The following is a 23882-nucleotide window of genomic DNA, read 5'->3' as shown; positions in this document are numbered from 1 at the left end:
ATGTTTGCGCTCCGCATTGGCTTTCTGGATGTCGGATGGATCGACCTCCTCGATATACTTATTGTAGCGATTCTGCTGTATCAGATCTACAACCTGGTCCGGGGTAGCGTGGCCAGCCGGGTCTTTGTCGGCTACCTGCTGGTATACCTGTTCTACCTGACGGTAAAAGGCCTGGGGTTAAGCCTGCTGACTACCATCCTGGAGTATTTTATCAGCGTGGGAGCCCTGGCACTGATTATAATCTTTCAGCAGGAGATCCGGCGCTTTTTGCTGCTGATCGGGAAATCGACCAGTTTTGCTAACAACAAATGGTTCCGGCGGTGGCTGCTGAGGCAGTCCCGCGACGTTGACCAGGCAGCCGTCCTGAAGCCCCTTGTAGAAGCCTGCAAAACCCTGGCGGCCGAGTTTGCGGGGGGGCTTATCGTGATCAGCAAGAACGATGAACTGGTAAAATACGTGGAGTCGGGCCAGATTATTGATGCTGAGATATCCAAACCGCTGCTGCTGGCTATATTCAGCCAGTACAGTCCGCTGCACGACGGAGCCGTGATCATCAACGACGGCCGTATTCAGGCGGCCCGCTGCATCCTGCCCGTTTCGGACGATGATAACCTGCCGGCAACGCTGGGGTTCCGGCACCGGGCTGCCCTGGGCATGACCGAAGTGACCGATGCCACCGTTATTGCCATTTCGGAAGAGACCGGCCGGGTATCACTGGCCGTCAACGGCGAACTCCAGTACAACCTGGGCATTACCGAGCTGGAAGAACGGCTCCGGACGTATCTGCTGCAACCCAGTCAGCGGCAGGGGCTAGCACCCTCCTAGGCTATAAACGCCAGAAGCCGGTAACTGGGCAGCTACCGGCTTCTGGTTGTATACCTTGTCTGGCTTAATACTCCACCATGCCCGGCAGTTCTTTTGCCTGAGCCACAAAATCCTCAATCTGACCCAGGGTCGGGATGCGCTGGGTCAACTGCTTGGCACTATTTACTTCTTCAATTTTGGCGTACAGATTGACCGGTGAGCGCCGAGCCAGTTCCTTTACGGTATCTACGCCGGCTTCTTCCAGCAAATCGGCATATACCCGACCAACGCCTTTGATCCGGGCCAGATCGGCGCGGTTCACCAGCTCAAGAATGTCGCTGGTTGGCACACCGGCGGCTTCAGCCAGGGCCTTCCGACCTTTTGTTGTTTTACCTGCTTCGAGCAGTTCTTCACTATTATCGATTCCCTGCGATTTTAAAGATGCCAGGATAGCTTCAGTGATGCCTTTCAGTTCAGCAACGATAACTGTCATAGTTTTTAGGGTTTTGTTTGTTTTAGCGACTAATAACGTGACAAAAGTAATCACCCTAAAATGCACAAAAAACTGCTATACAGCAAATTAACTACCTTTTAACGGTGATTAATTTCGCATAAAAACACATTAGCGCAACAGGTACTTACGCCGGACTTTATTGACCAAAAACTTTTTCTGGGTGGTGAAACTCTCCGGATGCATCTGCGCAAAGAGCGTTTTCCATTCCGTATACACCGCTGGTTCGGCGGCCTGAAACTGTGGGCCGTCAATTTTCTTCTCTATCAGGTATTCTTCAAACGTCATAGCGTATGTGACGATTTTACCGAAAGCAGGCAGGGATCAGCCCCTGAGCATGAATAAACCTGGACAACCCTGCCAAACTGGCTGACAGGCAACCGCTTACTCATATGCAATAAACCTGGTACAGACTTTGGCGTGCGTCCTTATCCGTTTACCAAAACCATTCTCTAGTATGGAAACCCAGTTTATTTCGTTTGCCGATACACCACCGAACTCGTTCGGGCAGGCCGATGAGGATGCTCCGCTGCTGGATGCGTATTCCCATACGGTTGTAAATGTAGCTAAAAAAGTGAGCCCGTCGGTGGTGCAGATCAAGGTCAGCGGCCGGAAAGCCGCCGACCAGCCCGACAATCGCCGACGGGGCCGGGGCGATCAGGGTACTGGCTCGGGCTTTATTATCTCCAGCGACGGCTACCTTATCACCAACAACCATGTCGTAGCCGACGCCGGGAAGATCGACGTTGCATTACCCGACGGCCGGGAGTTTGAGGCCACACTGGTAGGGCGCGATGCCGCTACCGACATTGCGGTTATCAAAATTTACGGTGAAGGGCTGCGCGGTATCCGCTTTGCCGATTCTAAACAGGTACAGGTTGGTCAGATTGCCATTGCCGTAGGCAACCCCTATGGCTTTCAGTATTCACTGACAGCGGGCGTAGTAAGCGCCCTGGGCCGTACCCTGCGCTCAGAATCGGGCCGGATGATCGACGACATCATTCAGACCGATGCTTCCCTGAACCCCGGAAACTCGGGTGGTCCGCTGGTGAACTCGCACGGCGATGTCATTGGGGTTAATACGGCCGTTATCCTGCCCGCGCAGGGCATTTGTTTTGCGGTATCGTCTAACCTGACGGCCTTAGTGGCGGGCAAGCTGATTATGCACGGCCGCGTTCGCCGGGGCTACCTGGGTATTGCCGGCCAGCTCATTAACCTGACCGAGCGCATTAAGCAGTACAACCAGTTACCTGCCAAAACCGGTGTACTGGTAGCCAGCCTGGAACCCGACGGTGTTGCTTATAATACTGAACTCCAGCCGGGCGACATCATTGTGGGTTTTAACAACCAGCCCGTGGCTACCGTCGATGACCTGCATCGGCTCCTCACCGAAGACACCATCGGCCTGCGGTTGCCCATGACCGTCCTCCGCCAGAACCTGCGGACAGAGGTAATGGTGGTGCCGGGAGAGTTGAAGTGAGTGAAAAGTGAAGAGTTAAGAATTAAAAAGGTATGCGTCAGCAACAACTCTTAACTCTTCACTCTTAATTCTTAACTCACCTCCCTTCATTAAAAAAGATTTCCAGCCCATCCTTTCCCGCTACGATAATGTCGGGGCGACCGGTGTTGCGGAGGTCGGCGAGGGCGAAATAGATGCCGGTGCCCTTGCCAACGCCTGGTTGGCCGTACGAAATGGTGTGCTTCTCGAAGGCTTTGCCGGTCCAGGTGAAGTAGTACAGCCCGACATTGTCGTAGGCACCGGCATCGTTGTCGTTATGGGCGCGGTAGCGCTTGCCGGTGATGAGCTCCGGTTTGCCGTCGCCGGTAATATCGGCCCACTCCATTACGTGGTATTGGGAGTTTTTGTCGTCGATGGTATTTTTCTTCCAGCTTCGCCGGCCCTGCTCGTTAATGGTTTGCTCATACCAGTGCAGGCCGTACCCGTGCCCCTGCCCCACAATCAGGTCATTCTTCTTGTCGCCGTTCACGTCGACCACCAGAATGGGCACGCTGGCGGTACCGAGAGAGAATTCTTTGTGTAAGGTCCAGTTGGGTGCTTCGAGCCAGCCGTCGCTGACGATAAAATCCCCTTTACCATCGCCGTTGACATCGCCGAAGCCCAGGCCATGCCCCTGCGTTGGAGCTACATTGATCTGGCTGAAGGTAGCGTTTGGCCCCAGTTTGAAATATTTGAGCGGGTGGTTGGGGTTGTTGGGGACAATTTCAATGGTGCTGTCACCGTCTATATCCCAGGCCCGTACGGTTTCTACGTTCCCGACATTGGCAATCTCGTGAATGGTCCACGGCTTATCCTTCTCTGTCGGCCCCGGATTCTCCAGCCAGCGCAGGGTTGCGCCGAACCAGCCGCCGGTGATGATATCGACGTTTCCGTCGCGGTTCACATCCAGCGGGATGGTGGAAAAATCATCGTAGTACTGGTCAAAGCGTTTCTGGTTGCCAATGAGGTGGCGTTTGCGGAACAACGCCTTCAGATCGGCGGAGTTCTCGTACCAGAAATCGCCGGACACCAGATCAGGCCGGCCGTCTTTGTTCACATCCACAATACCCACCGACTCGTAACTTTCGGCGGCTACAAAGTAGCGGGAGAAGCGCACCGGAGGAGCCGGCTGGTAGCTGATACTGGTCAGGAAGGTGATGGCGGTGAGGAGGAGTAGGGTTTTCATGGGGGATTAGGGGGATGACAAAACCAAAAGTCAGAAAGCCCCCTAAATTACCCGCTTCAACACTCCGTTGCGCTCAGGGCCAGCCCTGCTTCGGAGGTTTCCTTGTACTTGGTCGACATATCGCGGCCGGTTGCTTTCATGACCTTGATTACCGAATCCAGGGAAATCTTCTGCAGCGAGTGCGTACCTGCTGTGGCCAGCAGAAAAGCGTTATAAGCTTTTACGGCTCCCATGGCATTGCGCTCAATGCAGGGAATCTGCACGTAACCGCCGATAGGGTCGCAGGTCATACCAAGGTGGTGTTCGATACCGATTTCGGCGGCTGCCTCCACGGCCTCAATCTTGTGCCCGGCTGCGTAGGTAAGAAAAGCGGCCCCCATAGCCGAGGCCGTGCCGATTTCGCCCATACAACCCATTTCGGCACCGGAGATACTGGCATTATGCTTCACCAGAAAGCCCACGGCGGCAGCCGCCAGCATACCATTGCGCAGGGTAGTTTTGTCGTAATGGAAATGATGTTTGGCCAGGTACGTCAGCCCCGGTATCACGCCCGACGCGCCGGAGGTTGGGGCCGTGACCACGATGCCGCCGGCCGCGTTTTCTTCCGAAGCCGCCAGACAGTAGGCGTTCAGGAAAATAAGAAAACTGTCTGATGATTGTGCCAGCCCCCGCGCCTGCTTGTAGAGCACCGGCGCTTTGCGGTGCAGTTTGATGGAACCCGGCAGTATACCCCTGTGCCGCAACCCGCGCCGGACCGCCTTGTGCATAAATTCCAGAATATCGTCAAGGCGCTGGTTTATTTCTTTACGGCCGCAGCCAGTTACCGCCATTTCATTTGCGAGCATCAGTTCCGACAGCTCCAGCGTATGGTGTTTCAACTGCTCCTTCAGTTCCTTCATGGTGCTATAGGAGTACGGCAGATCAACTGGCCGGGCAACTTCTGTGTCCGTATGTTCTCCTTTCCGCAGAATAAAACCGCCACCGATCGAGTAATACTCCTCTTCCAGGATTATCTCTTCGGCACTGGTCAGTTGCAGCACCATCGTGTTGGCGTAGGGTGAGTCGTAGCGTTTTCTGTTAAAATGAATATGGTCAGGTCCTACGGCGAACGTGCGGTCACGCACCTGAACCGGGTAAGTAACCGTCGGGTCTTTGAGCAGGCTTAGCAGTTCGTCGGGATCGGCCGTTTCGGGTTGCTGGCCGAGCAGCCCGGCCACAATGGCGCGGTCGGTGCCGTGGCCTTTGCCGGTGGCACTCAGCGAACCGTATAATTGAATATGGAGGGTATCGGCGCGTTGCAAGGCGTTGTCGGGTAGCTCACCGAGTCGCTGTCGGAAATCGTAAGCCGCTTTCATGGGACCAATGGTATGCGAGCTGGACGGCCCCGGTCCTACTTTAAACAAATCGAATACCGAAGTTGTAATCGGTGCAGGGTTCATTGTAATTCTCCTGAAAGTTGATGAAGTTGTATCGTCAAATATACGAACGTATAAACCGTAAAAAATGCTCAGTTGGTGGTCAATACTTTTAGGCACCTGGTTGCTCTGTTCCTGCCAGACTTCGGCAGAGTATGTACATAACGGCGAAAAGCTGAAAGGCGTCAATCTGGTGGCTCCCCCCCGCCCCGTCGGTCCGGAGGGTCTGGCGGAGGTAAAAGCCGTTGGCGGGGACTGGGTAGCCGTGGTGCCGTATGGGTTCATCCGCAAAGGAGAAGCGCATTTTTACCACCCCTGGACCGAGTCTCGCCAACGCAACCACCAGTGGTGGGGCGAAACCCCCGAAGGCGTAGCCGAAACCATCCGGATGGCGCGGCAGCAGGGCCTGAAGGTCATGCTCAAACCCCATGTCTGGATGCAGGGTGGTTCCCACCTCGACCTGGAGTTTACCCGCGAAGCAGACTGGCAATCGTTCGAAGCCGACTATACGCAGTACGTGCTCGAATGCGCCCGGCTCGCCGACTCGCTACAGGTAGAGTTGTACTGTATTACCACCGAACTTGACCGGTTTGCCGCGGCCCGCCCGGCATACTGGAGCCGGCTTATTGACCAGGTGCGGCAGGTATATCGCGGCAAACTCACCTACGCGGCCAACTGGGACCGTTACGATAAGATACCGTTCTGGAAGCAACTCGATTACGTGGGTGTGGATGCCTACTTCCCCCTCTCCGACGAGCAAACGCCCAGCGTATCGACCCTTAGCCGGGGCTGGGGCAGGCATATGAAAGACCTTGAGCGATTTAGCCGGCGGCAGCAGAAGCCTATTTTGTTTACCGAATTTGGCTATCGCGCCTGCGATTATGGGGCCAGGCAACCCTGGGAGTCGGAAAGTACATGTACGCCCAACCCGACTACCCAGGCCAACGCCTATACGGCCCTGCTGGAGACCGTCTGGCTGCAACCCTGGTTTGCCGGCGGCTTTCTCTGGAAGTGGTTTATGACGCCCCAGCCCGCCGGTATGCCCGACCGCCGTAGAGACCAGTACAGCCCACAGGAGAAGCCGGCGGGCAACGTATTGCGGATGAAGTGGAAGGAGACTGAGGCTACTGCCCGTTAAAAACAGTCTGACCGCTTCAGGTTAATCCGTATCCTGACGGGCTTTTTTCCGGTTTCGGTGCCAGCTCTGTACATCGTCCCAGAAGCGGCCCAGGAAAAACGTTGGCCCCACGCTATAAAAGAATCCCCGGTAGGCGACCTGACTGCCGGGGAAGTCTTTTTTCAGGGTGGTTCGGTAACCGGCATACGCATTTATTCCCAACCAGCGCAGAGCTTTACATTTTGGCAGGGCGGGTAATTTAGCCGTTACCGACACGCCCGCCCCCACGGGTATAAAATTCCCCGTTTTGACCAGCGTTCCCCGCACCGATTCGGTGGCGAACTCGTACCGGGAAGTACCCCAGCCAATATCCACCGGCAGGCTGACATCCCAGCGATCATTCCGGATCAGAAACGGCTCATAGTAGACCGTAAAGAAATTGAGCCGTCGCAGACCCGCCTTGAATGATACAGGTTCGGCCAGCAGGTTGTGCTGCTGAAGCGGCTGCCGTATAAAACTGTAGCCAATGCCAACCTGGTGCCGGGTGGTAAGCCATAGGCCCACCCGGACCCCATTTACGCGAATTAGCCGGTTAAGGCCATCCAGATCTTTTGTATCTTTAAGAAACAGGAATCGCCGGTCCAGACCGGCCGTTAGTCGGTCCAGCCCACTCGGCAGGCTGACTATTGGGGCTGGATCAGGCTGTTCAAGCGTATCAGAACGAAGCTGCCCGAAGCTGGTCAGGGTGCAAAACCAGGCTATTATGAAACTAGATGTACTTGTCCGCCACATATCAACTCTCTCTGCGTTTATTCACATACCTTTCTCTCAACGATGAATAAAGTCAAAACCCGTGCCATGATCATACACCCGGATACGGCGATGCCCATTATTCCTCCTCTCTGCTCGCTAACGGGTAGTCGAATCAGAACTTTGCTACGACCTTTCTGGTCCTGCCACAGGTTTAATATATTTTTAACGATGGCCGGTAAGGGCCCGACCGGCACCCGCTCTGCACGCTCCAGCCCCTGATTCCGTGCGTTTAAAGCATTCTTCCCAGCTTCTTGTAAACCAAAAGTTACACTGAAATTACGGTGCGTATAAGTAGAATGCGTTTAGCGCATTTCTTTTGTGGGTAATCAAAAAATATCCATCTAAAGTACCAAATGAAGCCTTACTCCGCCTACACCGCTGAAGAGCTCGCTCTCGACGACCTGTTCGTCCGGTGGGTGCAGCACCCCGGTGATGCGGAAGTAGACGCGTTCTGGCAAAACTGGATTCATCAGCATCCGTACCGCAGCGATACCGTAGATACCGCCCGCTTTCTGGTACGCGAGCTATCGACAATACGGCTCCGGCGGATGGGGCACGACGACGTGTCGTCGCTTTGGGGGCGCATCCGCGAATCCCTGCAGGACATGGAGGAGGTACGGCCCCTGCAACCGGAGGTACGCTCGTTTATCGCCTGGTGGTACTTCATCCGGACCGTAGGCGCAGCGGCCGGCATTATTCTCTTCATTGGCTGGGCCCTCTGGATGCAATACGCCGAAGAAGGAATGCAGACGATCCGGACCACGGCGGGTCTAACCCAGACGGTCCGGCTACCCGACGGCTCTACGGCTTTCCTGCACCGGAACAGCCAACTGCGCTTTTCGCGTCAGTGGACCTCCGATGCGCCCCGTGCCGTGTGGCTCCAGGGCGAGGCCGACTTCATGGTGATTCACACAAAAGGCGTCCGGGCAGAAGGGCTGTTCCGGGTCCACACGCCGGACCTGACGGTAGAGGCTACGGGCACCACGTTTCGGGTGCAGCAGCAGCAGCAGGGCACCCGGGTCGTTTTGAAAGAAGGGCAGGTCAAACTGCTATTAAGTCATTATCCCGAACCGGTTCAACTGCGCCCCGGCGATTCGGTCGATGTATCATCCGGGCGTATCCAACCGATTGACCGACGGCCGCTGGCCGAGCGGGATTAGCTACGCAATCCTTTATCTTTTCTTTACATATAGCCAACCGTTAAATCCTAATTATGAGCCAATTATCTACCTATCCCAATCCGTTCCGACTCCGGTTGTCGGCGTTGGGACTCTCCGCGCTGCTGGTAGCCGCTACACCGGGCTTTGCCGCTCCGGGTACCGGTATTACACCACCGGCGAATCCAACTGAGCAACCCGCTCAGGAACGCACCATTACCGGCCGCATCATCTCCTCCGAAGACAACAGTGGCCTGCCGGGCGTAAACGTCGCCGTAAAAGGTACTACCCGTGGAACTACCACCGACGCCGAAGGCCGCTACCGACTGGCCATCCCCGGCGACAATGCCGTACTGGTGTTCTCGTCTGTCGGTTTTATGTCCCAGGAAGTCAATGTTGGCAACCGCTCAACCATTGACATTAAACTGGCCGTTGACCAGCGCACACTGAACGAAGTTGTGGTTGTTGGTTACGGTACGCAGAAGAAAAGTCAGTTGACCGGGGCTATTTCGTCGGTCGGTGCCAAAGAAATCCAGGAGTTACCGATCACCAACGCCCGCCAGGCCCTACAAGGCCGGGCCGCCGGGGTTGACGTAGTACAAAACAGCAGTAAGCCGGGTGCCGGTCCGGTGGTGCGGATTCGTGGCCGTCGTTCCATCAACGCATCCAACGACCCGCTGTATGTAGTCGACGGTATTCCGCTGGCTGGGGGTATCGACGATATTAACCCGCAGGATATTCAGTCGATGGAAGTCCTGAAAGATGCTTCTGCCACAGCGATCTACGGTTCACGGGGCTCAAACGGTGTTGTCCTGATTACCACCAAACGGGGTAAGCCCGGTAAAACGGTCGTTAACATTGATACTTATTATGGTGTCTCAGACCGCCTGGGCCAGATTGACGTTCTCTCCGGTCCGGAGTTTGCCGAGTACAAGCGTGAATCACGCCGGGCCATCGGTACCTATAAAGATGCCAACGGCATCCGGTACCGTCAGGGGTGGTAGATGCCTTCGCGGATTCTAAACTGTTCGAACCGGTCGAACTGGATGGTATTGCGAAAAACCGGACGACCGATTACCAGTCGTTCCTGCTGCGCCAAGGCAATATCCAGAGCCATCAGATTGGCGTGCAGGGCGGTAACGAAAAAACCCAGTTCTCCATCTCGGGTAACTACTTCAAGGACGTAGGGATCATTTACAACCAGGACTTTACCCGCTATACGTTCCGGATTAACCTGGACCACCAGATCTCCAAAAACATCAAGATTGGTACGTCTACCCTGGGTGTATATAGCCTGCGGAATGGTGAGAACTTCAACCCGTACGGTGGAGCCCTGGCCGAAAATCCGCTGGGTAAGCCGTTTGACGACAACGGTAACATGATTTTCCTGCCGACCTCAGACGGTCTGCGGACAAACCCAATTGCCGAAGTACTGCCGGGTGCCCAGATTGACCTGACCAAGCGGATGCGTATCTTCAACAGCATCTACGGCGAGTGGAGCATCATCGACGGCCTGAAGTACCGCGTTAACTTTGGTCCTGACCTGACCAACCGTCGCGTTGGCCGGTTCACCAACAGCCTCACCAACGCCCGTCGCGGTGCCGACCCCACCGCTTTTACGTTCAACGAATACCAGTTCAACTGGACGCTGGAGAACATTCTGAACTACACAAAGACGTTTAATCAAATTCATAACCTGAACTTTACGGCGCTGCATTCTGTCCAGAAAGACGATTATGAAACCAATCAGATTGATGTATTGGGTGTACCTGCAGAGACACAGTTGTTCTATAACTTAGGCCAGGCTTCCGTTATCAGCGGTGTAGGCAGCAACATCAGACAATGGGTGCTGAACTCCTATATGGGCCGCGTCAACTACGACTACAACGATAAGTACCTGGTGACGCTGACGGCCCGTTATGATGGATCGTCGCGATTCGGTCAGAACACCAAGTACGGTTTCTTCCCGTCTGCGGCCGTAGGCTGGAATATCAGTAATGAGCCGTTCATCAAAAATGTTACCTGGATTGACAATCTGAAACTCAGGGCCAGCTATGGTACCATTGGTAGCACAGCTATTGACCCCTATCAGACGCAGGCGCAGTTGGCCCGTACGTCATACGCATTCGGTAATACCGGTGCCTTCGGCTATCGTCCGAATAGTATCGGTAACCCGGACCTGAAGTGGGAATCAACGACAACCGGTAATATTGGTTTAGACTTCAGCTTCTTCAGAGGGCGGATAGCCGGTAGCCTGGAGTATTACCGCGCCGATACCCGCGATCTGCTGCTGTTTGACCAGCTTCCGCTGACCAGTGGTTTTAACCAGGTACTCCGGAACGTAGGAAAAACCCGCAACCAGGGTTTTGAATTAACGCTGTCAACTGTTAACGTAGATGCCAATAATGGATTCCGCTGGACCACCGACCTACAGTTTACCCGCAACCGGGAAGCGATTCTGGAGCTTTTCAACGGTAAGGTAGATGACGTAGGGAACGCCCGATTCATTGGTCAGCCGCTGACCGCCTACTTCGACTACAAGAAGGTTGGTATCTGGCAGTTGAACGAAGCCGAAGAAGCCAAGAAGTACCAGAGTGCGCCGGGTCAGATCAAGATTCAGGACACCAACGGCGACGGTAAGATCGATCCGTTCGACCGCGTAATTCTGGGTTCTCAGGTACCGAAGTGGAGTGCCGGTATGACCAACCGCTTCGAGTTCAAAGGCATCGATCTGTCGTTCTTCCTGTTTGCCCGTGTTGGCTACATGTTCCGGAGCTTGTTCCACCAGGATTTTATGACGCTGGCCGGTCGTTACAACAACCTGGACATCGACTACTGGACCCCAAACAACCCGACCAACGAGTTCCCGCGGCCGAACCAGAATCAGGAGTTCCCGCCGTTCCGGTCAACGCTGCTCTACTTCGACGGTTCGTTCCTGAAAGTGCGGAACATCAACCTGGGCTACAACTTCCCGGCTACGCTAACGCAGAAGCTGGGTATCGGTTCCCTGCGGGCTTACGTAAGTGCTCAGCAGCCGTTCATCTTCTCGGAGTACCGGACAAAGTATAAAGGTATCGACAGCGAAACAGACGGCGACGTGAACGCCAGCCAGACACCGGCGGTCAGAACGATCACCTTTGGTATTAACCTGAAAATCTAATGAACCTGAATGGCTGACGCTATTCAAAAGCAAGAAAAGTAAACCATGAAAATAACACGTCAATTCGCGATTTTCCTGGCCGCCGGTATGCTGCTGGGAACCCAATCCTGCAAAGACCTACTTAACGAAGTGCCTGTATCTCAGGTAGGTATCCAATACCTGAATACGCCCAACGGTTTTGAATCAATCGTTAAGGGGGCCTACTCTTCGCTGCGGGATTACTACGGTACCGAAGATGCCATGACCCTGACGATTTTCGGAACGGATACCTATACCATGGGGGCCGACGGTAGCTTTAAATTCGTCAATCAATATACCTCTCAGATTGATGGCCGTTTAGGTGTTACCAACAACATCTGGAACAACTTCTACCGGGCTATTAACACCATGAACGTGGCCATTGATGCCGCCGATGGTATCGCGGGCCTGGATCCGGCTATAAAGAAGCGCCGGATTGCTGAGTTAAAGTTTTTACGCGGACACCATTATTTCATCCTGGTGCAAATGTTTGGTCCAGTTTCGTTGCTGACAAAAGGCAACCTGGTACCCAACAAGGAATACACCCGCGCCCCGGTTAAGGATGTGTATGCCCAGATCATTGCTGATCTGGAAGCCGCTATGGCCGACCTGGGTACCCCAACCTCAGACTATGGCCGGGCCACTAAAGGTGCGGCTGAGCACCTGCTGGCCAGAGTTTACCTGACCAAGGGTACGGATAAGGATGCCAAAGCCGCCGATGATTTTGCCAAGGCTTACACGTATGCTAACAACGTAATCAAAAATTACACCTATAAGCTGCTGCCCGATTTTGCTAAGGTATTTGAGCAAGGGGGTGGAGAGATCAACGATGAGGTAATTTTTGCTACCCAATACACCTCTGATCCGCTGACCAATGGGGTGGGCAACCGCACACACCTGTACTTTGGTATGGAGTATGACACACAGGCAGGTATGCAGCGCGACGTATTGAACGGTCGTCCGTTTAAGCGGTTCATGCCAACCACCTACATGCTCAATACGGTATTTGATCCGGCGATGCGTTCTGTTGACTCCCGATACAAGAAAACCTTCAAAGACACTTGGCTTAGCAACCGTCCGGGTACCTTTACAAACCTGTTCGACACCTCGAAGAAGTCCGTCACATTTGCCGCCGGCGACACTGCTATTTTCATTCCTGGTGTAGAGTGGACGGAAGCCCAGAGAGCGGCCAAGAAGTATCAGGTGTTAACGCCCAGCATGTACAGAGCCAATCTGTTTCCAACGCTGCAAAAATTTCTTGACCCGCTTCGTCCGGACCGTACGTATGAGCAAGGTAGCCGTGACTTCCTGATGTTCCGCCTGGCCGAAACGTACCTCATTGCCGCCGAAGCGCTGATCCAGCAGGGCAAAGCCGCCGATGCCGTTCCGTTTATCAACGCGGTTCGTCGCCGGGCAGCCTGGCCGGGTAAGGAGAAGGACATGGAAATTACCGCTGCCCAGGCAACTATGGACTTCATTATGGAAGAACGTGAGCGTGAGTTGGCCGGTGAAATGTTCCGCTGGTTTGACCTGAAGCGCTGGGGCAACCTGGTTGACCGCGTGAAGAAGTACAATCCGGACGGTGCTCCAAACGTAAAGGAATTCCACAACCTTCGTCCGATTCCGCAGGATCAGATCGACCGGACTGCTGATGGCGCTTCCAAGTATCCGCAAAACCCTGGTTATTAATTGGGTTTGAGGTTTGAGCGGGGCCGCCCGGCGGTTGCTCCGCCAGGGCACCTCTTAACTTCAAACCTTGAACCTTAAACGTCAACCGAAAAAAGGTGGCTCCCAGGCCGCCTTTTTTCAGTTGGGCCGTTCAGTAGATTAACGGTAACCAAATCTTTACTGAGATAGGACTTAACCCACAAAATCTTTACTTTTAAATGTCGGCTTATACTGATTACTCCCAAACCCATACCGCAGAAACAGTCGGTAGACGGCAGTTTCTGAAAATGGCCGGTTTGTCGGCTCTGGCGGCTACTGCCGGAGCTGACGCACTGGCCGCGTCATTCAAGAAATCCGGTCTGAAGATCGGTTACTCGGCCATTACCTGGGGTGGTAAAGACGAGCAGGCCATCAAAGATCTGGCTTCTTTAGGCTACAAGGGCATCCAGCTCCGTGCCAATACCTTCGGCCCCTACCGCAACAAAGTCTCCGAGCTGAAAGCCCTGCTGGATGAGCATAAACTGACGCTGGCTATGTTTTCCAGCGGTAACGTTGACGTTGATCCCACCAAAGTACAGAGCACCATCGACACGCACGTGGCACACGCCAGCTTTGTGAAGGCACTGGGTGGTTCGGCATTCCAGATGACCAACAGCCTGCGCAAAAAAGACCAGGTGCCTACCACCGACGAACTGAAACGTCTGGCCAGGGTGATGAACGAAGTAGGTAAACAAACAGCCGATATGGGTATTCAGGCGACCTACCACAACCACATGAACCAATGGGGTGAAACGCCGGAGGAGGTAGACATCCTGGTGCAGGAGATGAACCCCAAATACGTAAAACTGCTGCTCGACATTGCCCACTACAAGCAGGGCGGTGGCGACCCGGCCAAAGCTGTGCGGCAATACAAAGACATCATTCACGCCCTGCACCTGAAAGACACCATGAGCCCGCTGCCCGACAAACCCGATAACCCGAAAGCGTACAAGTTTGTGGAACTCGGCCGGGGCAATGTAGATGTGCCGGCGGTATTTGCCGCCCTCAAAGACATTAAATTCAACGGCTGGGGGGTGATTGAGCTGGACGGTGTTCCCGAACCCGGCAAAACCCCGCTTGAGTGCGCGCAGATCAATAAAGAGTATATCACGAAGACACTGAAATTTCCGATTAGTTAATTGGTTCACTGGTTGATTGGTTAACCGGCAGCTAGTGAACCAGTCAACCAGTCAACCAGTGAACCAGTCAACCAGTCAACTAATCAACCAATGAACAAACTATTAGCTGCCGGAGCCCTCCTGCTCCTCATCGCGGCCGAAAAACCGCAAACACCAAATACGCTGACCGGTGCCGAGAAAAAAGCCGGCTGGAAACTGCTCTTCGACGGCAAAACGACTACCGGCTGGCGGGGGGCGTATAAAGAATCGTTCCCAACCGCCGGCTGGTCGGTTCAGGATGGTACGCTGACGATTGAGAAAAAAGACGGCCGCGAATCACAAAACGCCGGGGATATTGTCACCACGGGCGAGTACGGCGACTTTGACCTGACGTTCGAGTTCAGGCTGACCGAAGGGGCCAACAGCGGCCTGAAGTACTTTGTAGCGGAGCATACGCCCAAACCGGCCGGCTCCGCGTATGGGCTGGAGTTCCAGGTGCTGGACGACGACAAGCACCCCGACGCCAAAATGGGGCGCAACGGCAACCGCACCATAGGTTCGCTCTATGACCTGATCCCGGCCGCTAAAGACAAAGTGGTAAAGCCCATGGGCGAGTGGAACCAGGGGCGGGTGCTGTCGAAAGGAAGCCATGTGGAACACTGGCTCAACGGCAAAAAGGTGCTGGAGTACGAGCGTGGCAGCGAAGCGTTCCGGCAATTGGTCGGCCAAAGTAAATACAGCGCAGCCAGCTACAACGCCAACGGCCGCTTCGGCGAAGCGCCCAAAGGGCACATTCTGCTCCAGGACCACGGCGACAGAGTGTCGTTCCGGAACCTCAAAATCAGAGAATTTTAAAAAAGACGGTAGATAATAGACGTTGGACATTAGACTTTGATATTTAGCGCCTTTAGTTTTTATCTAACGTCCAATGTCCATTATCTAACGTCTGATTTAGCCAACCTCAAACCTCAAACCAACATGGATTCCCGTAGAGACTTTATAAAGAAATCTGCCCTCGCCGGCCTCGGCATGAGCTTCTCAGCCAGCAGCTACGCCCGCATTCTGGGCTCCAACGAACGCGTTCGCGTCGGCATCGTTGGATTTTCTGACCGCTTCCGTTCCTCGCTGGTCCCTAGTTTTGCCGCTCACGCCAAAGACATGAACTTCCAGTTTGTGGCCGTATCTGACATCTGGAACCGCCGTCGTGACGAAGCCGAGCAGTACCTGAAGGGCAAAGGCCTCATTAGCGATAACTTTGTAAAGTGCCGCAACAACGAAGAACTCTACGATCGTAAAGACATTGACGCCGTTATCATCAGCACGGCCGATTTCCAGCACGCCCTCCACTGCGTAGAAGCGGTAGAATCCGGCCGCGACGCGTATGTTGAGAAGCCATTCGCCGAATCGCTGGAAGATGCCCGTAAGGCGTTGAAAGCCGTTGAGAAGACCAAAAAGATCGTGCAGATCGGTTCGCAGCGCCGGAGTGCGCCCAACTACCATGCGGCCAACGAATTTATCCGCTCCGGTAAGTTTGGGGATATCACCATGGTGGAGATGACCTGGAACGTGAACCAGCCGGGTCGCTGGCGTCGTCCGAAACTGGTCTCTGAAATCCGAAAAGAAGATACCGACTGGGTGCGCTACCAGATGAACCGCCCGAAGGCCGAATGGGATCCCCGCAAGTACCTGGAGTTTCGTTTGTTCTATCCGTATTCGTCGGGTATTCCGGGCCAGTGGATGTCGCACCAGATCGATACCGTACACTGGTTCAGCGGCTACGACCATCCGCGCAGCGTAGTAGCCAACGGAGGTGTGTATGTCTGGAAAGACGGCCGCACCAACGCCGATACCTTCACTGCCGTGTTTGATTATGGTCCGGAAAACGACAAGTCGAAAGGCTTCCAGGTAACCTATCACTCCCGGATGCACAACGAAGCCGGTGGCGTTAAGGAATACTACTACTCAAACGGCGGTATGATCAATCTGGATACTAACCAGATTACGCCGGAAGGTGGTTTGCAGGCCAGAGCCGCCAAAGAAATGAATATGCAGGCCAATCTGCTGCCGACCATTCAGCTGGAAAAAGGAGCGCCGGTAGAAACGTCGGCCAACACCGGTGCCGATGATATGACATCGCGCCACATGCGTAACTGGATGGAGTGCGTGCGCAGTCGCAACGAACCCAATGCGCCGGCCCGCGCCGGCTTCAACCACTCGGTAGCCAACATTATGGCAACTACGGCCCTGCAAACCGGTAAGCGCGTTACGTTCGATGACAAGAAGCAGGAAGTAGTTCTGAGCTAATAACCTTCTCGTTAACCCCTCTCCTGACCGGGAGAGGGGCTTTTTTATTCAAATATGAAAACGACTCGTATTACCACTCTTTTTGTAGCCGGCGTGCTGTTGGCCGCCCCCGGGTTTGCCCAGAAGAAAGGCGCCCGTGTTCAACTCACTCCCAACGAGGCTCAGAAGAAGATTGAGGTAAGTATCGACGGCAAACCCTTTACGGCCTATTTCTACCCTGGCCCTGACGTGCTGAAGAAGCCGGTCCTCTACCCTATTCTGACCGCCAACGGTACCGCCATTACCCGTGGCTGGCCCATTGACCCGCGCCCCGGTGAGCGCGTAGACCACCCGCACCACGTGGGCATGTGGTTTAACTACGGCGACGTAAACGGCCATGACTTCTGGAACAACTCCAACAACGTGCAGGGGCACGGCGGTCCGTTCGGTACCATTGTGCATACCGGTGTTACGTCCATAAAAAGCGGCAACGACCAGGGCGAGCTGACCGTAACCGCCGACTGGCTCGACAAAGACAATAAACCCATGCTGAAGGAGGTAACCACGTTTGTCTTTCGGGGCACCGGCAACGAGCGCAGCATCGACCGCACAACCACGCTGACGGCCCTTACGAAAGACGTGCTGTTTAAAGACAATAAAGAAGGCATGATTGCCATCCGGGTGGCCCGGCAGTTGGAGCACCCGTCCAACAAGCCGGAGGTATTTACCGATGCCAGTGGCCTTGCCACCAAAGTGCCCAGCATGGACAACACCGGTGTAACGGGCCACTACAAAAGCAGCGAAGGGGTAGAAGGTGAAAACGTCTGGGGCAAACGCGCCAAATGGATGAACCTGACCGGCACCATCAACGGCGAAAACATCTCGGTAGCCATTTTCGACCATCCGCAGAATGTAGGCTATCCAACCTACTGGCATTCACGCGGCTACGGCCTGTATGCCGCCAATCCGCTGGGGGCTAAAGTCATGAGCGAAGGCAAAGACCCCGCCATGAACTATACCCTGCCTGCCGGCAAATCGGTTACGTTCCGGTACCGGGTGGTGGTTACCTCAAACGCCGATAGCGAGAAATCGATGGATAAGCAGGCGGAGCGCTTTTCGGCCAGCCGAAGCCAGTAAGGCGATTTCGGATTGCTTACTATAGGTGATACTATCAGCCTTTTGCATAGAGACATGTATGCAGTATCGATTCATAAAAAAAGCCCTCGATGGAGGGCTTTTTTTGTTGAATAAAGCGTTATGAAAAAAGCTTGTTAGTTCAGGTGGACCAGTGCCGATTTGTAAATCCGGGTTTCGAGCGAATCGAGCCAGCTCCGAAGCGCTTCGCTTTCCTCTTTGGCATTGTTTAGTTCAGCGTCGATCTGACGCAGCAGGAAAAATAACTGCTGAATGTACATCCATTGCTGGTGAATGCGCTGAGCATCGTCGGCAGATTGCGGAAACTTACGGGATTCCGCAGTTAATTTGCGCAGGCTGATGCGCAGGTGATACCGTAAAATCATCAGCCGGCTCGCCATGGGCAACTCTTTGGGATTCCGTTCAAGTTGAGCAATGCCCCGCGACAAAATTGAATTACGTTGTTGAAGCTGGTCCGATACAACCATCCAGGCCTGCTCTGCCTGTAGCAATTGGTACGTTACGGTAGTCATATTGGTTACGGTGTTTTTTTACAATTATAACAATATATCAAATAGATAATTCGAGATTTTACCAGTTTATACGAATTTTAATTCGACCTTTCGCCATAACTTAGAATATTCTACTGTTTGTCGAAATTTTGTACAATTCTAAGTCGAATCTGTCGCCTGGCCGACATCCGCATAGCGGTAAACAACCGGACTTTTGCTATTTTCTTATACTTAGATACACATGAAGATCATTCGTTTAGTAGGGTTAAGCTTATTTTTTGCGGGGTTCATCACCTTCATTCTGACGCTGACGTTCGGCCAGTACCGGCTAACACCCGCCCTGATCGGGCAGACTATAAAACCGGAACACCGGGCCGTGTTGCAGGAGCGCACGGCCTTTATGCACGGGCGGCTGTACACCTCAAATTTCGCTTTCATCAGCGACTTCAAAGGTGCTATCAATGCCTACAATGCTGAGGTCAGGTCCCGACAGGAGTGGGATAAGGTCATTTACGACGACTACACCTTTGAGGTAACCAAAGCGGCCACGCAGGGTATCTTCCAGGGCAATGCCTGGCTATGGTTCTGGCTCAGCATTGGCGTTGCCACCTTAGGAGCGCTGATGTATATACTGGCCGGTCTGCAACGGTTGCCGGGTATTAAAAACAATCACCTGTACCGCCATCCTGCTACCGACCGGGGCTGGATCGGCATTAGCCTGGGCGCTTTTCTGATCGGTTTTTACATTGTGCTGTACTTCTACCCCGAATACCTCACCAACTGGGTGCTGCTCGTCGACCCCATCAGCCAGGGCATCAACGGCGGGCCGGCCAGTCGCTGGTTCCTGTACGGCTTCCTATATACGCTGGTGATCTGGGTTATGGGTATCCGGATGCTCATCAACTACCGGCACAACCGCTATCAGCAGGTCCGCACCCTGTCTGTTATCTTCTTCCAGACGGCCTTTGCCTTTCTGATTCCGGAGATTCTGACGCTGCTCAACCAGCCGTACCAAGATCTGAAAAACATCTGGCCACTCGATTACACCTTCTTTTTCGACTACCGGATCAACGAAAAAATTCAGGCCGGAGGGTTTGGCATTTTTATGCTGGTCTGGGGCACTGCCTTGTCGTTGGTTGCCGTGCCCATACTCACATACTTTCTGGGCAAACGCTGGTACTGCTCGTGGGTCTGCGGCTGCGGGGGTCTGGCCGAAACGCTGGGCGACCCTTACCGCCACCTCTCCGACAAACGGCTGGTGGCCTGGAAGATAGAACGCTGGATGGTGCATAGCGTGCTGGTCTTTGCCATAGTGATGACCCTGCTGGTGCTGTACACCTACTTCTCCGGTCAGTCGACCATACTGGGTTTTCTGGACTCGTACAGCATCCGGTCGGCCTACGGCTTCTGGATCGGCTCTATTTTTGCGGGTGTGGTGGGTACCGGCTTCTACCCGCTCATGGGCAACCGGGTGTGGTGCCGCTTTGGCTGTCCGCTGGCAGCTTACATTGGTTTGGTGCAGCGGTTTAAATCGCGGTTCCGGATCACCACCAACGGCGGTCAGTGCATCTCCTGCGGCAACTGCTCGGCTTACTGCGAAATGGGCATCGATGTGCGCTGGTACGCTCAGCGCGGCCAGGACGTTGTGCGGGCCTCCTGCGTCGGCTGCGGCATCTGCTCGGCCGTCTGCCCCCGTGGCGTCCTGAAGCTGGAGCTGGGACCAGAAAAGACGAGAGTTAAGAGTGAAGAATTAAGACGGGGCCGCCCGGCGGTTAAGAATTAAAAAGTGCGCCAGCCAATTCTTAACCGCCGGGCGGCCCCGTCTTAACTCTTAACTCTTAATTCTTAACTCTTAACTCTTTTGCTACTTTTACCGTATGGATCCGAAAGTAAAGGTGCTTATTGTCTGTACCAATCACACCGACTACCCGACCAAGCCGCAGAAAACAGGCTTATGGCTGAGCGAAGCCACACATTTCTATGATGAACTGGCCGACCGGAATCTCGGCTATGACATTGTGAGTCCCCGGGGAGGCTCCGTTCCTATCGATCAGAGGAGCCTGGATCTGAAAGATAACATCAACGATAAATGGTATCATAATCCGGAGTTCAGGTATAAGCTGGAAAACTCCCTAAGGCCGGAAGCCATTAACCCAGCCGATTACCAGCTTATTTATTTTGCCGGAGGGCACGGTACCATGTGGGATTTCCCGGAAAATAAAACGCTGCAATCCATTACCCGGCAGATCTATGATGACGGGGGTATGGTAGCGGCTGTTTGCCACGGCGTATGTGCCCTGCTCAACGTCACCCTCTCGGACGGGACATTGCTGGTAGACAACCGGCAGGTTACCGGCTATTCGAACCTGGAGGAAAAACTCGTCCGGCTCGACGAAGAAGTGCCGTTTTTGCTGGAAGATGCCTTAAAACAGAAGAATGCCTTATATAGTAAGAGTCTGATTCCGTTTCTGCCGTATATTGAGGTAGATGAGCGACTGGTTACCGGGCAAAACCCGTTGTCGAGCCGGAAAGTAGGCCGGAAAGTACTGGAAGAAATCTTCGAAAAATGAGGGGTTCAGGGTTGGGCAGAAAACAAAGGCGACTGCATGGCATTCTGAATCAGCTCGATACGGGGAGGAGCCGCCCAGAAATCGACCATGCCCTGCTGCACCAGCCACTCGGCTAACCGACGGGTAGCGGGCGTAGCTTCAGAGGTCAGCGACCGCAAATTAACCTGAAAGCACACGCCGGCCTCGCGCAGGATCAGCACCCGCTCGGGCATTTGCTGCAAGAAAATATATTGCTCTGTGTGACTTAGCACCACTGAATAGCCCTGCTGTTTCAAGCTGTTCATAACAAGCGCAAAATTTTCCGGGCGGTACACCAGCGAGGTCTCTATCAGGACAAATTTTTTAGACGGATCGTCACTGGTGAAGCTGAGCAGGTTCTGGCCTGATGCCAACGTATTAAATAATCCGGCATCCCAATAATACTCCGCAGCCGGTTCCAGATTCATCTGAATTTTTTCCTGCCGCAAAAGTTGTTCCAGATGTTTTGTCTTTCGGACTATACTCTCCGGATTAGGAAAATAATACCCCTGCATCACAAACGGCGTTGCCACTACACTGTGCCAACCCATCTTGTGTAATCCCCGTAAAAAGCGCAGACTTTGTTCAATTTCACCAGGATCATTGTCTAAGTCGGGTAAAAAGTGGCAAAGCAGCGGTATCTGGCCGGCAGGCTTATGCTTTACTTTGGTAAGTTGGTGTCGTTTAAAGTATGCAAAAAGCATTCGTTATTCGTATACCTCCTTTGATTTGGCACAACCAGCCACTGAGGTATAGTACAATGTAGACACCAATTATGCCAGAAGTCGGACCATAGGATAAAAAATTTCAGAAAAAGCGTATATAGGTTAAAGCAGAAAACCGGCTTCGGGCAGCGTCAAGAAAAAAGCCGGTTGCAGGACCGGCTTTTCAGAAGCTTTTTTCTCGTCAAACAGCCATAATATCTTTTTCCTTGGCGTCAAAGATTTCGTCGATGCGGGCAATAAAATTGTCGGTTAGTTTCTGAACGCGTTCTTCTCCTTTCTTTACGTCGTCCTCCGAAACGCCTTCTTTGGTTAACTTCCGGATGCCGTCGTTGGTATCTTTGCGAATGTTGCGCACATTCACCTTGGCCGTTTCAATTTCCTGCTTCACCTTCTTCACCAGGTCGCGCCGGCGCTCTTCGGTCAGGGGCGGAATGTTGAGCCGGATAATTTCGCCGTCGTTGGTGGGCGATAATCCGAGGTTACTGTTGCGGATGGCCTTTTCAATCTCGCCGATGATCTTCTTCTCAAAAGGCTTGATGGCAATGGTCCGGGCGTCGGGGGTGGTGACCGATGCTACATTATTCAGGGGCGAGGGCACACCATAATACTCAACCTGAATACCGTCGAGCATATTGGTTGACGCCTTGCCGGCCCGGATTTTTGCCAGTTCGATGTTCAGATGCTTCAGCGCCTTTTCCATCGTATCTTTAGCATCATCGAGATATAGTTCAATCTCTTCCATTCGTTAGATCAAGAATTTAGCGGATACGTTATTAAGTAAACTTCTATAGCGAATCGGAGGGGGTGTTGACCGTAATAAGCGTACCTACGTCTTCGCCCTGCACCAGCCGCAGCAGATTCCCCGACTTGTTCATATCGAAAACGATGATCGGCAAGTTATTTTCCTGACAGAGCGTAAAAGCCGTCAGATCCATAACGCTCAGTTTTTTCTCGTAAACGTCGTTGAAGGTAATGGTGGTATAGCGGGTAGCGGTTTTGTCCTTCAGCGGATCGGCGGTATATACGCCATCCACGCGGGTTCCTTTCAGCACCACATCGGCTTCAATTTCAATGGCCCGCAGACTAGCCGTGGTATCTGTCGTAAAATAGGGGTTACCCGTACCGGCCCCGAAAATCACCACCCGGCCTTTTTCGAGGTGACGCACCGCCCGCCGGCGTACGTAGGGCTCGCACACCTGCTCCATCTTGATGGCCGACATCACGCGGGTAAACATACCGTGCTGCTCCAGCGAACTCTGAATAGCCATGGCGTTAATCACGGTAGCCAGCATTCCCATGTAATCGCCCTGCACCCGGTCCATACCCGACCGCTCGCCGGTTATCCCCCGGAAGATATTACCCCCGCCGATCACAATGGCGATCTCAACACCCAGGTCGTGAATCTCCTTTATTTCTTTGCTATACTGCTCCAGAATGGCCGGATCAATGCCATTTCCATTTTTACCGGCCAGGGCCTCACCGCTTAACTTGAGCAGTATGCGCTTGTACTTTAGTTGTTGAGCCATGTTTACGATTTTGCCCGCAAAGATAAGAAAAAAGGAGTAAAGGAATAGAGAACGGGAAGATGGTAAAGTCTATGCCCATTCTCCTTTCCTCTCTTATTCAAACTCGATTAATACCTGATTCTTCTCAACCCGGTCGCCTTTAACCACGCGAATGGTGCGGACAGTAGCGTCGCCGGGGGCCTTAATGGCGTTTTCCATCTTCATCGCTTCCAGGATCAGCACAATGTCGCCCTTCTGCACGGCGGTACCCGGTTCTACGCTAACGCCGACGATCAGGCCGGGCATAGGGGCTTTGATGTCGTTCACTTTGGCCCCGGCGGCATTGCTCATACCCATCTGTTCGAGCAGCAGGTCGAAGCGGTCTTTCAACTGCACCTGGTACAGCGCCTGGTTGATCTTGAGGGTTATTGATTTAGCCGCAGCATCCATATCGATCAGCTCGGCCGTGTACGACTGATTGTTGCGGAGAATATGAAATGTCCGGTCAGAGAGCCGGACCAGATCCCAGTCGAAGGGAGCATCGTTCAGGGTTGGCCCCTGTGGGGCGAAGTCAATCGTGACGGTGTCGCGGTCGTTAACGCTGGCTTGGAACATGATAAGGCATTGTCAG

Annotated in this window: 21 protein-coding genes and 1 pseudogene; 12 read left to right on the top strand and 10 right to left on the bottom strand. The window is 53.6% G+C overall.

Going from position 1 to position 23882, the window contains the following annotated elements:
- Nucleotides 1-825 (top strand): diadenylate cyclase CdaA, encoded by an 825-nt coding sequence (gene cdaA / locus ABD931_RS08535; protein WP_345265945.1) that lies wholly within the window; start codon nucleotides 1-3, stop codon nucleotides 823-825.
- 64 nt (nucleotides 826-889) lie between these two features.
- Here the strand turns inward: cdaA and ABD931_RS08530 are convergent, their stop codons facing one another.
- Together ABD931_RS08530 and ABD931_RS08525 are read right to left on the bottom strand one after the other, a co-directional pair.
- Entirely contained in the window at nucleotides 890-1297 is a 408-nt protein-coding gene (locus tag ABD931_RS08530) for a DUF4332 domain-containing protein (RefSeq protein WP_345265943.1), read from the bottom strand.
- 129 nt (nucleotides 1298-1426) lie between these two features.
- Nucleotides 1427-1603 (bottom strand): hypothetical protein, encoded by a 177-nt coding sequence (locus tag ABD931_RS08525; RefSeq protein WP_345265941.1) that lies wholly within the window; start codon nucleotides 1601-1603, stop codon nucleotides 1427-1429.
- A gap of 169 nt (nucleotides 1604-1772) precedes the next feature.
- Between ABD931_RS08525 and ABD931_RS08520 the strand changes: the two genes are divergently transcribed.
- Complete coding sequence (locus ABD931_RS08520; protein ID WP_345265939.1) at nucleotides 1773-2795, top strand: S1C family serine protease; 1023 nt, start codon at nucleotides 1773-1775, stop codon at nucleotides 2793-2795.
- A gap of 76 nt (nucleotides 2796-2871) precedes the next feature.
- Here the strand turns inward: ABD931_RS08520 and ABD931_RS08515 are convergent, their stop codons facing one another.
- Both ABD931_RS08515 and ABD931_RS08510 read right to left on the bottom strand, forming a co-directional pair.
- Nucleotides 2872-3999 (bottom strand): FG-GAP repeat domain-containing protein, encoded by a 1128-nt coding sequence (locus ABD931_RS08515; protein WP_345265937.1) that lies wholly within the window; start codon nucleotides 3997-3999, stop codon nucleotides 2872-2874.
- Between the two features lie 56 nt (nucleotides 4000-4055).
- Nucleotides 4056-5438, bottom strand: a complete 1383-nt coding sequence (locus ABD931_RS08510) for an L-serine ammonia-lyase (RefSeq protein ID WP_345265935.1) — start codon at nucleotides 5436-5438, stop codon at nucleotides 4056-4058.
- A gap of 64 nt (nucleotides 5439-5502) precedes the next feature.
- On the opposite strand from ABD931_RS08510, the gene ABD931_RS08505 reads away from it, so the two are divergent.
- The gene (locus tag ABD931_RS08505; RefSeq protein ID WP_345265933.1) at nucleotides 5503-6552 is read left to right on the top strand and encodes a glycoside hydrolase family 113; all 1050 of its coding nucleotides are present in this window, start codon (nucleotides 5503-5505) and stop codon (nucleotides 6550-6552) included.
- Nucleotides 6553-6573: 21 nt separating this feature from the next.
- Here ABD931_RS08505 and ABD931_RS08500 read toward each other — a convergent pair whose 3' ends face one another.
- Complete coding sequence (locus ABD931_RS08500) at nucleotides 6574-7323, bottom strand: hypothetical protein (RefSeq protein WP_345265931.1); 750 nt, start codon at nucleotides 7321-7323, stop codon at nucleotides 6574-6576.
- Nucleotides 7324-7697: 374 nt separating this feature from the next.
- Here ABD931_RS08500 and ABD931_RS08495 point away from each other — a divergent pair, with 374 nt between their 5' ends.
- From ABD931_RS08495 to ABD931_RS08465, 7 genes and pseudogenes are all read left to right on the top strand, one after another.
- Nucleotides 7698-8504, top strand: a complete 807-nt coding sequence (locus ABD931_RS08495) for a FecR family protein (RefSeq protein WP_345265929.1) — start codon at nucleotides 7698-7700, stop codon at nucleotides 8502-8504.
- Between the two features lie 53 nt (nucleotides 8505-8557).
- Nucleotides 8558-11661: pseudogene (locus ABD931_RS08490) on the top strand (SusC/RagA family TonB-linked outer membrane protein).
- A 45-nt stretch (nucleotides 11662-11706) separates the two neighbouring features.
- Complete coding sequence (locus ABD931_RS08485) at nucleotides 11707-13368, top strand: RagB/SusD family nutrient uptake outer membrane protein (protein ID WP_345265927.1); 1662 nt, start codon at nucleotides 11707-11709, stop codon at nucleotides 13366-13368.
- 197 nt (nucleotides 13369-13565) lie between these two features.
- A complete protein-coding gene (locus tag ABD931_RS08480) occupies nucleotides 13566-14525 on the top strand; it encodes a sugar phosphate isomerase/epimerase family protein (RefSeq protein ID WP_345265924.1) in 960 nt (319 codons plus the stop codon).
- Between the two features lie 90 nt (nucleotides 14526-14615).
- The gene (locus ABD931_RS08475; RefSeq protein ID WP_345265922.1) at nucleotides 14616-15359 is read left to right on the top strand and encodes a 3-keto-disaccharide hydrolase; all 744 of its coding nucleotides are present in this window, start codon (nucleotides 14616-14618) and stop codon (nucleotides 15357-15359) included.
- Nucleotides 15360-15482: 123 nt separating this feature from the next.
- Entirely contained in the window at nucleotides 15483-16808 is a 1326-nt protein-coding gene (locus tag ABD931_RS08470; protein WP_345265920.1) for a Gfo/Idh/MocA family protein, read from the top strand.
- 54 nt (nucleotides 16809-16862) lie between these two features.
- Nucleotides 16863-17924, top strand: a complete 1062-nt coding sequence (locus ABD931_RS08465) for a DUF6807 domain-containing protein (RefSeq protein ID WP_345265918.1) — start codon at nucleotides 16863-16865, stop codon at nucleotides 17922-17924.
- A 134-nt stretch (nucleotides 17925-18058) separates the two neighbouring features.
- Here ABD931_RS08465 and ABD931_RS08460 read toward each other — a convergent pair whose 3' ends face one another.
- Nucleotides 18059-18454, bottom strand: a complete 396-nt coding sequence (locus tag ABD931_RS08460; protein WP_345265917.1) for a hypothetical protein — start codon at nucleotides 18452-18454, stop codon at nucleotides 18059-18061.
- A 220-nt stretch (nucleotides 18455-18674) separates the two neighbouring features.
- Between ABD931_RS08460 and ABD931_RS08455 the strand changes: the two genes are divergently transcribed.
- Nucleotides 18675-20216, top strand: a complete 1542-nt coding sequence (locus tag ABD931_RS08455; RefSeq protein WP_345265915.1) for a 4Fe-4S binding protein — start codon at nucleotides 18675-18677, stop codon at nucleotides 20214-20216.
- A 94-nt stretch (nucleotides 20217-20310) separates the two neighbouring features.
- Entirely contained in the window at nucleotides 20311-21003 is a 693-nt protein-coding gene (locus tag ABD931_RS08450; protein ID WP_345265913.1) for a type 1 glutamine amidotransferase domain-containing protein, read from the top strand.
- A 5-nt stretch (nucleotides 21004-21008) separates the two neighbouring features.
- On the opposite strand, the gene ABD931_RS08445 is transcribed toward ABD931_RS08450, so the two are convergent.
- The 4 genes from ABD931_RS08445 to ABD931_RS08430 all read right to left on the bottom strand — a co-directional run bounded on the left by ABD931_RS08445 (nucleotide 21009) and on the right by ABD931_RS08430 (nucleotide 23866).
- Nucleotides 21009-21725, bottom strand: coding sequence for a CpsB/CapC family capsule biosynthesis tyrosine phosphatase (locus ABD931_RS08445; protein WP_345265911.1), 717 nt, complete (start codon nucleotides 21723-21725; stop codon nucleotides 21009-21011).
- Between the two features lie 202 nt (nucleotides 21726-21927).
- Nucleotides 21928-22488, bottom strand: coding sequence for a ribosome recycling factor (gene frr / locus ABD931_RS08440; protein WP_345265909.1), 561 nt, complete (start codon nucleotides 22486-22488; stop codon nucleotides 21928-21930).
- Between the two features lie 43 nt (nucleotides 22489-22531).
- Entirely contained in the window at nucleotides 22532-23272 is a 741-nt protein-coding gene (pyrH, locus tag ABD931_RS08435) for a UMP kinase (RefSeq protein ID WP_345265908.1), read from the bottom strand.
- A 93-nt stretch (nucleotides 23273-23365) separates the two neighbouring features.
- On the bottom strand, nucleotides 23366-23866 hold the full coding sequence (locus tag ABD931_RS08430; protein ID WP_345265906.1) for an acyl-CoA carboxylase biotin carboxyl carrier protein subunit: 501 nt from the start codon (nucleotides 23864-23866) through the stop codon (nucleotides 23366-23368).
- Nucleotides 23867-23882 lie beyond the last annotated feature (16 nt).

It is taken from the genome of Nibrella viscosa (assembly GCF_039541875.1).
Lineage (GTDB): Bacteria > Bacteroidota > Bacteroidia > Cytophagales > Spirosomataceae > Nibrella > Nibrella viscosa.
The sequence above is the reverse complement of the archived record's forward strand: the minus strand, read 5'-3'. Positions and strand labels throughout refer to the sequence as shown.